Here is a 15,091-nt window from a genome sequence, read left to right on the forward strand (position 1 = left end):
TTCAATGCCAACCTTTATAGGTCCTAAATTGAGTGGGCGGAAGTGCTGGTGCCCTTGATCTCTGATTTTAGTGAATTGTAATTTGACTTCTCATGAGGTTGACTAATAAATATGATCTGAATTTTTAAAGAAAGACAGGATCTAGCCTCGAGAGAGAATTTGAAGTAAGTAATTGTTGATGTTTAAAACATAAATATCCCTAAGTGGAGTTCTGTTTAGAGAGGGCATGAATATGTCTGAATGTGGTTGCGGTGTAGAGCAAGCAGATAAATTAGAGAGAAGCACTTTAATGGTGCTGCTAGTGATCAACGCAATTATGTTTGTGTTTGAATTAATTCTTGGATGGTTTGCTCAGTCAACAGGACTGATTGCTGACTCTCTAGATATGTTGGCTGATGCTGCTGTGTATGGGATCTCTTTATTTGTTGTAGGTAGAGGGGTTATATATCAAGCTAAGGCAGCTAATGTCAGTGGAATAATTCAAATTATATTGGGATTGTGGGTGTTGTATGAGGTTTGTAGGAGATCACTTTTTGGAAGCGAGCCAGAAAGTATACTAATGATATCAATAGGGGCCTCTGCCTTGTTAGCAAATGTTGTTTGCCTCCTAATAATATCAAAGTATAGGGAAGGGGGTGTACATATGAGAGCCGCTTGGATTTTTTCAGCCAATGATGTTGTCGCAAATTTAGGAGTGATTGTGTCAGGACTACTAGTGGCGGTAATCGATAGTCGTTTTCCTGATCTTGCTATAGGCTTAATAATTTCGGCTGTTGTCACTCGAGGTGGTTTTTTGATTCTTAAAGAGGCGAGGGAGTCCACTCGAAAAGCCAAAATATCCTAAGTGACCTTAAGGTTTTAATAGTATGAGTAATATCAACTTCTTAGTGGCTTGTCTAAAATAGTTTGTAGATCAATGGGAGTCTTACCTGAAGATGCTTGTCACTAATTTCTGAGAGCAAAAGATGCAATGATCCCTTAAGGTTTGAGTTGGCGAACTTATGAGTGCTTTTCTCTCATAGAGCAGTTTTGTGCATCCATTTTAATGCGTTATGACATGACGCACTTTTTTCACCTTTGACCTAGATGGTCTAGGCAGAAATTTTATTATTATATGCTGCCGAATATTCCCTTACAGCCTCCAAAGGATCTAGTCGAAGTATTGTTAGGTGTTGAATATCTTTCATTGGGGCATAAAAGCCTAAGAAGTCCTCAAGTGTTTTTTTTATAGCTCTAAATTTTTAGCCGACTGTAACTAAAAATTGATACGTACCTTCTGTTGAAAAGAATATTGAGCCGCGACATTAATGTCTACTAGGTGAGCTTCATGGCAAAGTATGGTGCAATGCTTTAGATCGGTGATTTGATCTATATCTCTTCAGTCTTAAAGCCGTATGGCAAATAATTGTCGAGCAGCTGTTTCATCGAGTTAGATGTTTCAGAAAGTTCTCTGTCGCTCATATTCTATAGGTAATATTGGTAATGATAACGATTTTCAATTAAGTGTGTGGTTCTGTGCCTGTAAAAATTTATACTCTTCATAACTTCCGGTCTAGTGGATACTTTTGGTGGGAAAGTTGAGTTTAATAATTTAACACTAAGTTAGGGTGAAGTATGGGGCTTAATTGGGAGGTGGCTCGGAGGTACTAGGAAGGTGTTCTGTTTCTTTTGATACTAAATATCGCCATTGCTAGATGAAATAAGAAAATGTTACGTAGATTGCGTGTGCCGTATGCTCTCTCATTTTGCAAAGTACTCCTAAAGTTAGCTAGAAATCAGATCTTATCTTCAGCCACATCTACGAGGTTTGGTATGCGCTTTATAATTGAAGCCGATTTTGTAGTGCTTCTTTAAGCTGGCCGGCAAAGATAATGTTTTTCAGTTCATCGGCGGATGTAGGTAAATCTATCCCTGGTGCTCAGCTTTCAGCATTTTTAGTTTGGTGGATGCTTCTAAAGTGCCTGCTGAATAGATATTTTCCCATGGTAATAAAATGTGTAAGCACGATTGGGTATTTCTGAGGGATGTCTAAAGCGGTATTCTGGTTTTTTGTGTGTTGAAAATGGCCATTGTTTCTGTGGTTTTAATTGTGCAATAGGGAATCTCGCAAAGATAATGTGGATAATTTTTTATTGATAGTTAAAAAATAAAGAGTAATAAATAGATTATTATGGATGGTTGTCATAAATGAGACTGAGTTTTCTATTTTAGTCATGAGAATTAATGGCGTTTAGTTGGTGTAGGTAAAAGAAAAGGAGGTGGAAGTACAGTTGCGCCTTACTTGGTACTATTCTCCTTAAAGTAGATCGTTGTAATAAAAAAATATCCAATAAATTACTTGGTGTTGCGGGGCGTGTTGTTAATTGTGGTGTGGTTTATATGAATGTGATGTATCAATCTTTACTTAAAAATACGAATTTTCTGCTGAAAAATAGCAGGGAGATTAAAGATTGAGGAAAAACGACAATGTAAGCTTGAATATTTGTGCGAATTTACTCTACCCCTAAGATTGAATTAATTCTATTAAGCTTGTCATCAAATAGTTTATATTTGTTAATTGGCTGGTCACAATATGTTACCAAAATATAAGCTGTAATTTGCTGTAATTGGCGGCAAGGTGCTTTCTTGGGTTTCCCGTTGGGAGTCGGAGTTCAGGTGTGAGTGCAAGCTTCAATAGTAAAAAAAATATGTATAAAGCCTGTTCGTTTTGTTGTGAGTTCATGATCGCAAGATGATTTTTATGTGATTGGCGGACCGATTGTTCTGGCTAATTTTTAGAGGTAATTTGAAGGGGTAAGATTGTAAGTGGGTGTAAGTGAGAGGGGCTGGTCATGTAGCAAAAAAAAAACCATACTACGCGGCAAGAAAAATAAAAAAATAAAGAAAATTACTTTGAAGTGATTGTTAAAATTTCTAATGTGTTTAATATTTCTCTCGGAAAATAATAAATAGAATCGATAAGTAGAGACTCTTGATGGTGGTCAAAGATTTACCCGGCAGATTTACCCGGCAGATTTACCCGGCAGATTTACCCGGCAGGTTTACCCGGCATGATTCCCGGATGGGTCTTTCAGTCGAGTTCTAAATTCTCTGATGTTTAAACCATTCTTAATTCAAGCTTTGAGGTTTTTGTTAAGTTTTTTGATATATATCAGCTTGATTAAAACAGTAAAAAAATAGCCTAAATGCCTCCGCATAGACGATTGAGGCCGTGTCTTATTTGACTTTAAAAATGGAGATTGAAATGTCGATACAGTTACAAAACATACTCAAGGAAAACGGGTTAGACCCTTTAAAGGTGGCACTGTCATCTGTGGCGGAACTCTATTCGATGACAGAGGATAACTTACTGGATTTCAAGACAGGCTTGATCCATGAGGCATTCGCTTATCACTATGAGAACAATGCTTTTTTCCGCTCCGCTTGCGATAGCAAAGGAGTGACACCGGATATGATCTCAACTCCAGCTGACCTGATCAAAATACCTCTGATTCCCATTGAGCTTTTTAAATCAAACGATAGCCATAAGTTACTTTCAGTCAGCCTACGTGATGTAGAGCTAGAAATGCGAAGCACAGGTACCTCTGGTATTCCCAGCGTTTCGCGCCGCTGCGCGGACACCGTTGACAATGCGGTGCTGGGGATTTACTCGATGTATCGCGAATTCCTAAAGATCTCCAAAGGTGCCGGCCTTTATCTTTGCCCCTCAACCGAGGAAATTCCTGAAATGGGCATGATCAAGGCCCTCAATATGCTCGCAGGTCTGCTGGACACTCATAGATTCATGGTTCGGCAAGAATCTTTTAAGCCCGAAGAGGCCTTAGAACAGCTTGAGGATTGGAATGATAAATTCAGTCGCCATTTGATTGGTCCTCCATTCCTGATCAATCGTTTTATCAGCTACCTCAAAGCTACCAACACCCGAATTAAACTCGATAAGAGTAGTTACATCATCACTCTTGGGGGGTGGAAGCGCTTCTCAGGCCAGATGTTGTCACGTGCAGAATTCAACAGTGAATGTATCGAGTACTTGGGCGTTGAAGAGAGCCAGATCCGTGACATCTACGCCTTGGTTGAATCCAATGTCATTGCTATTGACGATGAGTATGGAATCAAGCATGTCTCCCCCTTCGTTCATTTCTCGGTAAGAGACCCCAAACAACTAGATCGAGAGGTCGAACCGGGCCAGACCGGCCAATTGGCAATTCTTGACCCTCTCGCACGTTCGACGCCTGGTTTCATGCTTACTGAGGACTTGGTGCGACTGTTGCCTGAAGCGAGTCGTTCGGGAAGAAGTGGTCAACGCATGCAGTATGTAATGCGCCTACCTGAGTCAAAAGAATTTGGTTGCTGTGCGGTTAATTTAGATAAGCGGCTTGAAGATTTGGACGCAGAGCAGGCTGCTAGCGGCAGTTGTCCAGTCGTCGCCTAATTACAGCTGTCCAAGATGGAGCTACAACATGTACAACGACATCATCATTGACAACTTTTCCGACCCGGCTCATGTCGGTGATATCAACGAACCCAATTACGAATATGAAATTGGCAATCCAGTATGTGGAGATCGGATTCGCGTTCAGATCAACATCACCAATGGACTGATTGACAGTGCTCGCTTTAGAGCTTGGGGCTGCGCTACTTCGGTGGCGACGGCCAACATTTTCTGTGCCTCGCTTGAGGGGTTGGCACCGGAACAGCTTGCCGGGAGAACAAGTAGCGAAATAGAAGGCATGCTTGGTGAACTAGAGCCATCACAACACCATTGTGTTGAGATTTTGCAGCAGCTTCATCATAGGTTGCTGAGCTTAGTTGGCAAAGATTGTCGGGAGGTGATGCCATGACAAATGCTCACTCGATTGAGGGTTACTTCGACTACAACGCCACAACCCCGGTGTCGGAGGCTGTAGCTACGGCTATGTCCTCTGCGCTTCGGCTCTTTGCTAATCCATCGGGGCGTACGCTTCCTTCGACCAGTAATCGTGAGCTAATCCAGCGAGCAAAGACCCATGTCGCTAGCCTACTGGGTACCGCGCCGGAAAAAGTTTTCTTTACCTCCGGCGGTTCTGAAGCCAATAACTGGGCTATTAAAGGAAGCCTGATGAACGACCTGGGTAGGGCCGGCCATATCCTAACCACGGCGATTGAGCACCCTTCAGTTCTAGAAACTATCCGATACTGCGCCCACCAATTCGGATTCGAAGTCACCTGCTTGAAGCCGGGACCGAGTGGCGCCGTCAGTTTTGAGGCTGTCGCTGAAGCTATCCGGCCTGACACCAGATTGATTTCCATGATGTATGCGAACAATGAAACCGGCGTTATTCAACCTGTGGATCAGGTGGCAAGGCTGACCCGCTCCCGAGGCATTCCGTTCCATGTCGACGCAGTGCAAGCAGTAGGTAAGCGGCCTCTTGATGTCGAGGCATTAGGTGCTGATTTTGTTTCTTTTTCCGCACACAAATTCTATGGTCCCAAGGGTATTGGCGGCCTATATATCCAGAATATAGATCGCATATCTCCCTTGATTCATGGTGGTGGACAAGAGATGGCAATGCGCTCTGGTACCGAGAATTTGGTCGCTATCGCCGGACTCGGTGAGGCTGCTGACGAATGTCGCAGGGAGCTTGAGTACTGGGATCATCACTGTCTGAAGTGCAAACAGCACTTGATCGAACAGCTTGGCAAATCCTCTATCGAAACACATATCAATGGTGCTAGTCATTATGAGGGGGCGATTTCCAATACCTTAAACCTATCGATTCCAGGCATTCGGGGTGAGGCGCTTGCTCTGTTAATGGAAAAGAAAGATGGGATTGTGGTGTCGATTGGCTCTGCATGCAGTAACAACAAGACCCGTCAACTATCGCCTGTATTACAAGGAATGGGGCTAAGTGATGAAGAAATACAAAGTGCGATCAGGATTAGCTTCGGCCGCTTTACCAGCCTTGATGATATAGATCGTTTTGTTGATTCATTGCAGCGGTGCGTGGCACAGCTCAAAAGCATGAGCTTTAAAGGGTGAGGAGTTGGGCTCATGACGGATAAGATTTTTCCAGCTCAGCGCTTCATGGATCAGTTCGCCCGACACGTGGTTAATGAGCCTAGCCGTACCGCCTGCGTATTCCAGCCTCATGGGCCTGATAGTGCTCTATCGCTGAGTTACGGTGAACTGAATCAGCAGGTACTGGAACGGGCCCGACTGTTAGTCGAGCGCGGATATAGAGGCCAGCCGCTTGCTCTGCTTTTCCCTGCTGGTCTTGATTTTGTGGTCAACTTCCTCGCCTGCCTCGCGGCTGGCGTCATTGCTGTACCCCTGAACCTGAGTCGCAATGCTCAGCAATTAGAGCGCACTGTTCGTATTCTTGGTGATGCAAAGACCAAAGCCATTCTGACGACCGCTGAGACTCGTGAACAGCTATTTGAGCAATTAGCAGAATTACCGGCGATTAATTTGGGCGACCAGGCCTGGATTGATGAGCAGCAGGTTGGTGCTGCTAAAGATGTAGAGTTACCTCTTCCGGCTCCAGATGAGTTGGCGTTTGTTCAGTACACCTCAGGCTCTACTGATCTACCCAAAGGTGTGATGGTAAGTCACGCCAACATTATCGATAACCAATTGGCTATCCAGCAGGCGTGTGGCCACCGCGAAGGTGTAATTGCTGGCGGCTGGCTGCCACAGTTCCACGATATGGGACTGATAGGCCATATGCTGCAGCCATTGTTCCTTGGTGGTACCTACGTCTTCATGCCACCGATGAAGTTCGTTCAGCGTCCACGCCGGTGGTTAGAATTGATATCTCACTATCGAATTCATAGCTCTGCTGCACCTAATTTTGGCTATGAGCACTGCATCAAGTTCATAGGTGAGCGAGAGGACTTATCGGGATTAGACCTGAGTTGCTGGAAGGTGGCTTTGAATGGCTCTGAGCCTGTCAGCGCCGACACTATGAGGATATTTGCTGAACGTTTCCAGCCTTACGGTTTTTCCTCTACTGCTTTCTTTCCCTGCTACGGCATGGCTGAAACCACTTTGTTTGTCTCTGGAGGACCGAAAGGCGTAGGCATTGAAACCCTGGCTTTCGATCCCGCAGCATTTGACTCTGGTCGACTGCAATCTACTGGTGAGGGGCGTCAAGTGGTTAGCTGCGGTCGTATCACGCCAAGGATGATTTTGAAGGTTGTTGATCCGGAGAGTGGCCGGCTAGCAGATGAGGGTTGTATTGGTGAGATATGGATTAGTGGTGCCTCAATAGCACAAGGTTATCTTAACAACCTTGAGATTAGTAAGCAGCAATTCGGTGCTCGTATATCGCCCTGCGACGGTCATTATTACCTCAAAACCGGGGACATGGGCTTCGTCCGTGACAATAAGTTGTATATCACCGGGCGGATTAAGGAAATGTTAATCCTGCGCGGCCGCAACCTTTATCCATACGATATTGAACGTACCTGTAGTGACCATCCTGATGCGGCAGGCAATAACGGAGCCTCGGTTTTCACTGTGGATAGCAATGGCCAAAACCGACTGGCAGCCATTGTTGAGATTCGCCGCCACGCCTTTCTTAACCGAAACCACGATGAACTCCGACAGGAGCTGCGTGAGGCAGTGATGTTGGCACATGATGTCGCCCTCGACCAGCTTTTGCTGGTCAAGCCTGGCGGTATTCCGAAAACCACCAGCGGCAAAGTTCGTAGGACTGCCTGCAGGGATCTGATTGCAGCCGAAGAGGCGCAGCTCGCATGAACCGTTGATAGGAAATATAAGATGACGAATGAATTTAGAATGAAAAACCTGGTGGAACAGATCACAGATTTTATCGCTGCTAAGACACCAGAATTTTCGATTGATAAGCACAGTGACACCTCTTTCTCAAGTCTAGGTCTAGACTCGGCAGACCATGTCCAGCTATCGACTATGGTGGAGGACCACCTCTCTGTTGACATCGATCCGACGCTAGCCTTCGACTACCCAACGATTAACGCTCTTGTGGCACATCTCGAAAAGAATTTTTCAAGAACAGCTTTGGAGCGCAGTTGATGTCGCGACTTGATTGCATAGTTATCGGTGGAGGCCAGTTCGGTCTTCACACCGCACGAATGCTGCAGCAGGCTGATCTCAACTACCTTCTGCTTGAACGGGATAGTATTGGCGACGTTTGGCGTAACCGGCTCGAAGGTATGAAGCTATTCACTTCACGTCAATTCTGTGCCCTGCCAGGACTAGCCTTTCCGGGCGATCCTGAGGGCTTCCCGACTACAGTAGAAATAGCTGATTATTTGGTCAGCTATGCAGGCCACTTTGATCTTCAGGTTCGAGAAGGCTGTGAAGTTGTTGGTCTCGATCGCCTTTCGAACGGCAGTTTTCAGGTCGACCTTGCCGACGGCACGTCTCTGCTCGCCACCAGTATCGTCAATGCAACTGGTGCTAATCAGATACCCCAGGTGCCGGCGATAAGTTCCCAACTTGCTGGAGAGGTGCAGCAACTAGACGGTAGTCTCGCCTCAACCGATGTCATTTCTGATGGCCACACTGTTGCCGTTATTGGGGATGGTGCTACTGGGCGTCAGATCGTGGACCGGCTAGCGGGACGTTGCAATGTGTTTTTGGCCACGGGTTCCCCACGTGGCCTGCCTCCCAACCGTTTGTTCGGACGTGATATTTTTTGGTGGCTTGATCGCTTGCGTATCCTTTCCGCCGATAAGAACAGCCTCATCGCGAAGATATTAAAAAAGCGTAACCCTGTCCCCTGTGGTGAATACAACAATAGACGGCTGAAGGCTAAAGGCGTAAAGATTGTTGGCCGTGCTTTGGAGTGCTCTGGCCGTCAAATCCGTTTCGACTCCGTCGGTTGGCATGACATAGATACAGTGATTTGGGCAACAGGCTATTGCGACCGAACGAGCTGGCTAAAGTTGCCGCACTGTGTCGATGAGAGGGGCTTCATTGAAAACTATGGAAGGACTCCAGAGCCTGGGCTTTTCTTAGTGGGACGTAAATGGCTTAGTTGTCGAGCGTCGGAGCTGGTAATGGGGGTTGAGAAGGATGTAGAGCGAGTAATGGTGCCGCTGCGAGCCTTTTTATCCGAAAGGAAAGAAATACCTTGAACAAAAATATAAAGACCGATTGGATCATTCGCTCTGGCGCCAGTAAGTGGCTATTAGCGCTGGTGCTGTTGCTCACATTGATGTCGGCTGTTGGCCTAAAACGGATGGGGCTGGCCAGTGATTATCGCGTTTTCTTCGATGATAACGATCGTGACCTACTGCGCTTGGAGCAGATGCAAGATACTTATAGCACGACTGATAACGTGTTCATCATGATTGAACCGGTGGATGACAACATCTACAACCAGCGTACTCTGAGCCTTATACATGAAATGACACGCGCGTTGTGGCGGACGGCCCATGTCTCTCGAGTAGATTCGCTAACGAACTTCCCCTATAGCTCTGCTGAAGACGATGATATTTTGATTGAGGAGTTCGTCTACGAGCTTGACGAATTGACGCCGCAAAGGATCGCCTTTATTGAAACTGCCGCTAGTAGTGAGAGGGACTTGGTTGGCAATTTGGTTAGTAAGAACGGACGATTTACCGCGATCAATGCGACCATTCGGTTGCCAGGGTTAGACCATAAGGCCGAAGTGCTAGCCGTTACCGGTGCTGTCGATGAATTGATTAAGTCATTCAAGATGGAATATCCGGATCATCGTTTTTTTGTCACCGGTGTGGTGGAGATGAACGGTGCCTTTTTCCAGGCGGCAAAAAAAGACTTCATCACGCTGATACCGTTGATGATCCTTTTTGTGCTGGTCAGCGCTGCTCTAATTCTCGGATCACCTGCTGCAGGTGGCGCTATTTTGACGGTAGTAGTGTTGGCACTGCTAGGGTCTTTGGGTCTAGCTGGTTGGCTCGGTATTCAATTGTCTGCGCCATCAGTATCGGCTCCAATCATCATGTTCACGGTGATAGTAGCGTCGGCCATCCACATCCTCAGCTATATTCAGCGCCAGATACGCAGTGGTGTTTCTCGTGAAGAAGCAGTCTTGCAATCCTACCGGCGCAATCTCAAGCCGATTGCGGTGAGCCATGTCACTACTATTATCGGTTTTCTGGCGATGAATTTCAGTGACTCACCGCCGTTTCGAGATCTTGGCAATATAGTTGCCTTAGGTGTGCTCTTCTCGCTACTTTTGTCGTTGACGGTTCTACCACAGCTTCTGCTGCGTATTCGTTTTTCAACGCGGGAAACAGGTGCCAACCGACTGATTAATCGCATGGCTTTGTTGTCAGGCTGGGTTATCGCTTACCGCCAGCGGATATTGTGGCTAATGCTACCTTTGTCCCTATGCGTCGCTGCACTCAGTCCATTGAATCAATTAAACGATGATTTAATCCGCTATTTTGATGAGTCGCAGCCCTTCCGTGCTGATTCTGAACGTATCGATCGCCACTTTTCTGGTATTTATACAATCGATTACTCGCTCTCGGTACCAGAGCAGAACGGTATGTTTCAGCCAGAGTTTTTACAGTTTCTTGATACATTCGATGACTGGCTACATGAGCAGCCAGAAGTTTTTACAACTGCAAGCCCCCTGCACCGAATCAAGGATCTTAACCGTTTGATGAATGGTGGTGATGAGGACTCTTACCGGTTACCTGGCGATACAATTACCGCTGCACAGCAGTTCCTGCTATACGAGATGTCGTTGCCGTTTGGTCGTGATGTGACCCATCAGGTGAATTTGAATAAATCCTCGGTGAAACTGACTGCACGATTAAAGAATCTAAGCTCGGTGGGCTTAATTGCTTTTGAAAAACGGGTCGAAGAGTGGTTATTGCAAAACCAACCTCGCTCCATTGATATCTATCACAGCAGTCCCGCAGTGATTTTTTCCCACATTGGTCAATCAAATATTGTAAGTCTCCTTGAAGGTGCCTCGCTAGCGTTTGTGGTGATTTCATTGACGTTGATGCTGGTATTCCGCTCACTCGATATTGGTCTATTGAGCTTGGTTCCAAACCTGCTTCCAGTCGCGGCAGCATTTGGATTTTGGTATCTCGTTAATGGTCAAATCTCAATGGGGCTGGCTGGGGTGTCGGCAATGGCGATCGGCATAATCGTCGATGATACAGTTCACTTCCTCTATCAGTATGTCAACGGTCTAAAGCGGGGGCTCAGTCCTGAAGATAGCGTAAGCGAAACCATTAGTAAGACTATGGGTGGGATCGTGATTAGCTCAATGCTGCTAGTGATAGGCTTCCTTCTATTGTCGACCTCGGCGTTCGAGAAAAATGCCCAGATGGGTATGCTCACGGGGATGTCTATTGTGTTGGCATTGGTGTTTGACTTGATATTACTACCGGCCTTGGTTCTAACCTTTATGCGCAGGACACGTACGTCGAACCTGCAATTTCGTACCGACAAGGAACTAAATAATGCGAACTGATTACCGTCTCCTCCTTCCAGTGACAATACTTTGTGGCCTAATCGGTTTGCCGGTTCAAGGCGCTGCTAGCGATGTTAGAAAGGGGCGGGAGGTCGCAGTGGCAGTGGATAACCGTGATCTTGGTTACGGCGACAGTGTTGCCGAATTGACGATGATTCTACGCAACAGGGCCGGAGATGAAACTCGACGTGAACTGCAGATCAGCTCACTTGAGAGTCACGAGGGTGGAGACAAATCGTTAATCCGCTTCAATTTTCCTGCCGATATCCGGGGCACGGCGCTTCTAACGCATCCGCAGTTAGAGGATACCGATAAGCAGTGGTTATATTTGCCTGCCTATTCCCGTATTAAGAGGATCTCATCTCGCAATAAGAGTGGTGCGTTCGTCGGTAGTGAGTTTTCGTTCGAGGACTTGTCTGATAAGGCGGTCGACGATTTCCGCTATACCTACGTGAGAGAGGAATCATGCGAAGATGGTGCCCTGGTTTGTGACGTAATTGACCGAGTGCCAGAAGACTCTCACTCTGCATATAGCCGGCAGCGGGTCTGGGTTGATCAGAGTGCTCGACGTATCTTCCGTATAGACTATTTCGACCGTAAGGAAACGCTGCTCAAGACTTTTTCCGCAAGGGATTTTCGCCTCTACGACGATCGTTATTGGAGGCCCATGGAGGTGGTTATGCATAATCAGCAGAGTGGAAACGTAACGATCTTAAGCTATAGCCGCATCGAGTTTGGTACCGGTCTCTCAGTTGCGAATTTCCATCGCAATACACTCCGGGATTAAGGGTATGGGGGTCTTGCGTTTAGCGTTTTGGGTGCAGCTGTGTCTAAGCCTTACCATTATGCCGGTCCTCGCAGAGGTCAAGGTTGACAAGTATTCTGTTGATATCGCGGCCACGGCTCGTATATTTGCAGAAGAGGAGTCGCTGGCCATTGATGATAGCTACCGCTTCGGACCGGGGCTGGAAATTGAAGCAAATGCTGAGGGGGATATTGGTGATACTGGCTATAAGCTGCGGTTGTTTGGTAGCTGGGATAAGCAGGATGGGGAGCGTCGTTATGCCGATATCCGCCAAGCCAGCCTTCACTGGCGCCGTGATCAGTTATCGCTGAATCTTGGTGTTAGCACTTTCTTTTGGGGCGTTTCTGAATCTCTGAATATAGTCAATGTACTTAATCAGGCTGACTTGCGCCAAGCTATCGACGGAAAGGAAAAGATGGGGCAGACCTTCGCATCTTTAGGTCTGCGTTTTGATAACGGCGAACTATCGATATTCTATCTGCCAACTTTTCGTGAGCGAGAATTTCCAGAGCGCCCGTCATTCGGACTACCGATTTCGGACCGGGCACTTTTTGAAAGCTCGAATAGAGGTGGAGATGTTGCTCTGCGAGGCCATTTTTACGCTGGTGATTTAGAAACAGGGATCGGTTACTTCAGAGGCACTAGGCGGGCGCCACTACTGGTAAGGCCTAGCCCTTCAGCGACGATGTTGACTCCCTTTTACATCGAAACCGAGAATTTTTTACTGGACACACTTTATCTCCTCGGCGACACGACCTTGAAGTTGGAAGCGAAAACTGGTCGCGAACTGGAGCAAGGTTTCTTTGCTGCAAACGTTGGCCTTGAGCACCCGATTTATTCGCTACCGGATAGTATGCAAGATCTGTCCTTGATCGCCGAATATCTAATCGACGATAGGGATGAGCAAGCTGAAACATTAGGTCAGAACGATCTCTTTGTCGGCCTTAGAGCTAGCTTCGGTGATACCGGTGACAGCGAATTTCGAGGGGTCATAAGTTATGACTTCGATAGTCATGGCAACTACCTCGACTTAGGCTTAGAACACCGTCTGAGCGATTATTTTAGAATCGAAACTCGGGCGTTTTTATTCCTCAATGTGGGCCGCAGTGATACTTGGCTGTATCCAGTACGGGATGAGGATTTTATCGAGTTTAAGTTGCATTATTCTTTTTGAGCGGACCCTATGAAGACTGGAGTTAACAGGGATATAGGTCTTTGGATTGCTACCGTGAAGGAGTTTGAAACTCTAATCGAGCATGATCCGCAAACTGTCTTCACCACAGTTAGCGAGGCTGAGCAGAAAAGATATAGTGGGATTGTTAATCGAGCGGCGGGCCTACATTTTCTGCTTGGTCGTTACCTATTGCGTTATGTTTTATCCGCTAAAAGTGGCGTAAGTATTTTGCCGGCAGATTGGGAAATTTTCCCTGATGAGCAAGGCAGGCCTAGAGTTTTAAACCAAAGTGTGGCCCCAATAAAATTTAGTATTTCTCATGCTAGTGGTGTGGTCGCGATTGCGCTTAGCTCTACCGTTGATCCAGGTATAGATCTGGAGCCCCTTGCTCGTGAACTGGGCTCAGGTCTAAATTTCAGGCATTTACTTAGTCCAGAGCAATATGACCAGGTAATGACTATCCCAAGCACTGCTCACTGTGAATTGTTAACAAGGGTTTGGTGCATTAAAGAGTCTGTGTCCAAAGTGTGTGGTTTGGGGCTTCGACTGCCTTTTTCTACGATCGAGTTTGATCTTGTATCTTTGCTTAACTCGCAACCAGCCACGTGGCTTGAGTGTAAGGTAAGAGAAATGGGGAGCTTTTGGTTTAACCTTTGCACGTTGGCGCAACGCTATTGGCTTTGTGTAGCGATGGAGTCGCCGGCGTTGTCGCCTTTGGGTCGATTGGAAACAAACCATTTTAACCTACTCAGCCGCAAGGCGTTTTAGAAACAAGACGTGGAGTTGGAAGTAGCTGCCGCACAAAATTAATTTTAGGTCCAGTTACGCTGCTTCAATGTCATTAATACAGGATGAGATGATGGACGTGCTCGAGTACATCAGGGAAAAGGAAAGGTTGCTTAGGGCTCGGATTAACAATTTGGACCTCAAAAGCACCCATGATAATCACCTGCATCAGTTGTCCTATTACATCAGTAACTTGCTTAAAAATTCATGGACTTCGAAAGCTGGGCCGGTTGTTGATCCTGCTACCAATCGTGAATTACAAGTCATTAAGAACCCTAAGGCCATCGCTTTCTACCAAGACTGGCAAGCACGTATTGGTCAGCAGATATATATTGGGCGCTGGATTGTAGTTGACCAGTCGCGCATTGACAGTTTTGCCGAAGTAACTGGAGACCGCCAGTGGATTCATATTGATCCAGAACGAGCAAGGGCTGAATCGCCGTTTGGAGGCACAATTGCCCACGGCTTTTTGGTCCTATCGCTAATTCCCGAGCTCACCGATGCTGTCAATCCGGAAAAACCGCCTTACCCTGAAGCTAGAATGATTATAAACTGCGGCCTTGAACAGGTGCGTTTTCCTTATCCAGTTAAGACTGGCAATCGTATCCGAGCTCGTACGACTTTAAAGTCCCTGGTGCCATCGAAGCGTAGTGTGGAAATGATCAATCATATTGAGGTAGAGGTTGAAGGTTCAGGTCGCCTGGTTTGTGTTGCGGATAGTGTGCTGAAACTTTACTTCTGAATTCAAAATGCACGCGCACCCTCCCGGCACTTACTAATTATCATAGGCAAACTGGGAGGAGAGTAATTCTCGATTGATCGCTCTTGCAAGAGCGCAGAATTAGCCATCTCTGGATAGAGATATGAACCTTGAGTATCTGT

General features: G+C 46.4%; 12 protein-coding genes. All 12 read left to right on the forward strand.

Features of this window, described 5'->3' with window-relative positions; genetic code table 11:
• The first annotated feature begins 226 nt into the window (after positions 1–226).
• The 12 genes from ACJJIE_RS22600 to ACJJIE_RS22655 all read left to right on the forward strand — a co-directional run bounded on the left by ACJJIE_RS22600 (position 227) and on the right by ACJJIE_RS22655 (position 14,951).
• Positions 227–844: a cation efflux transmembrane domain-containing protein gene (locus ACJJIE_RS22600; RefSeq protein WP_253868658.1), complete on the forward strand. Its 618-nt coding sequence runs from the start codon at positions 227–229 to the stop codon at positions 842–844.
• Between the two features lie 2,400 nt (positions 845–3,244).
• Entirely contained in the window at positions 3,245–4,432 is a 1,188-nt protein-coding gene (locus ACJJIE_RS22605; protein WP_152454489.1) for a LuxE/PaaK family acyltransferase, read from the forward strand.
• 28 nt (positions 4,433–4,460) lie between these two features.
• On the forward strand, positions 4,461–4,841 hold the full coding sequence (locus tag ACJJIE_RS22610; protein WP_152454488.1) for an iron-sulfur cluster assembly scaffold protein: 381 nt from the start codon (positions 4,461–4,463) through the stop codon (positions 4,839–4,841).
• Positions 4,838–6,019 (forward strand): cysteine desulfurase family protein, encoded by a 1,182-nt coding sequence (locus ACJJIE_RS22615; protein ID WP_152454487.1) that lies wholly within the window; start codon positions 4,838–4,840, stop codon positions 6,017–6,019. Before ACJJIE_RS22610 ends, ACJJIE_RS22615 begins: the two co-directional genes overlap by 4 nt.
• Before the next feature lie 12 nt (positions 6,020–6,031).
• Positions 6,032–7,741 carry a fatty acyl-AMP ligase gene (locus tag ACJJIE_RS22620; RefSeq protein ID WP_152454486.1) on the forward strand — a complete coding sequence of 570 codons (1,710 nt, stop codon included), beginning with the start codon at positions 6,032–6,034 and terminating at the stop codon, positions 7,739–7,741.
• Between the two features lie 21 nt (positions 7,742–7,762).
• Entirely contained in the window at positions 7,763–8,035 is a 273-nt protein-coding gene (locus tag ACJJIE_RS22625; RefSeq protein WP_216646255.1) for an acyl carrier protein, read from the forward strand.
• Entirely contained in the window at positions 8,035–9,102 is a 1,068-nt protein-coding gene (locus tag ACJJIE_RS22630) for a flavin-containing monooxygenase (protein ID WP_152454485.1), read from the forward strand. The genes ACJJIE_RS22625 and ACJJIE_RS22630 overlap by 1 nt, the downstream gene beginning before the upstream one ends.
• Positions 9,099–11,444, forward strand: a complete 2,346-nt coding sequence (locus ACJJIE_RS22635; protein WP_152454484.1) for an efflux RND transporter permease subunit — start codon at positions 9,099–9,101, stop codon at positions 11,442–11,444. The genes ACJJIE_RS22630 and ACJJIE_RS22635 overlap by 4 nt, the downstream gene beginning before the upstream one ends.
• A complete protein-coding gene (locus ACJJIE_RS22640) occupies positions 11,434–12,231 on the forward strand; it encodes an outer membrane lipoprotein-sorting protein (RefSeq protein ID WP_152454483.1) in 798 nt (265 codons plus the stop codon). The genes ACJJIE_RS22635 and ACJJIE_RS22640 overlap by 11 nt, the downstream gene beginning before the upstream one ends.
• Positions 12,232–12,235: 4 nt before the next feature.
• Positions 12,236–13,423: a hypothetical protein gene (locus ACJJIE_RS22645; RefSeq protein ID WP_152454482.1), complete on the forward strand. Its 1,188-nt coding sequence runs from the start codon at positions 12,236–12,238 to the stop codon at positions 13,421–13,423.
• Between the two features lie 54 nt (positions 13,424–13,477).
• Positions 13,478–14,191, forward strand: a complete 714-nt coding sequence (locus tag ACJJIE_RS22650) for a 4'-phosphopantetheinyl transferase family protein (protein WP_172975418.1) — start codon at positions 13,478–13,480, stop codon at positions 14,189–14,191.
• Positions 14,192–14,258: 67 nt separating this feature from the next.
• Positions 14,259–14,951: a MaoC family dehydratase gene (locus ACJJIE_RS22655; RefSeq protein ID WP_282933835.1), complete on the forward strand. Its 693-nt coding sequence runs from the start codon at positions 14,259–14,261 to the stop codon at positions 14,949–14,951.
• The last annotated feature ends 140 nt before the right edge of the window (positions 14,952–15,091 follow it).

Source organism: Microbulbifer maximicatervae (SeqCode) (assembly GCF_052467325.1).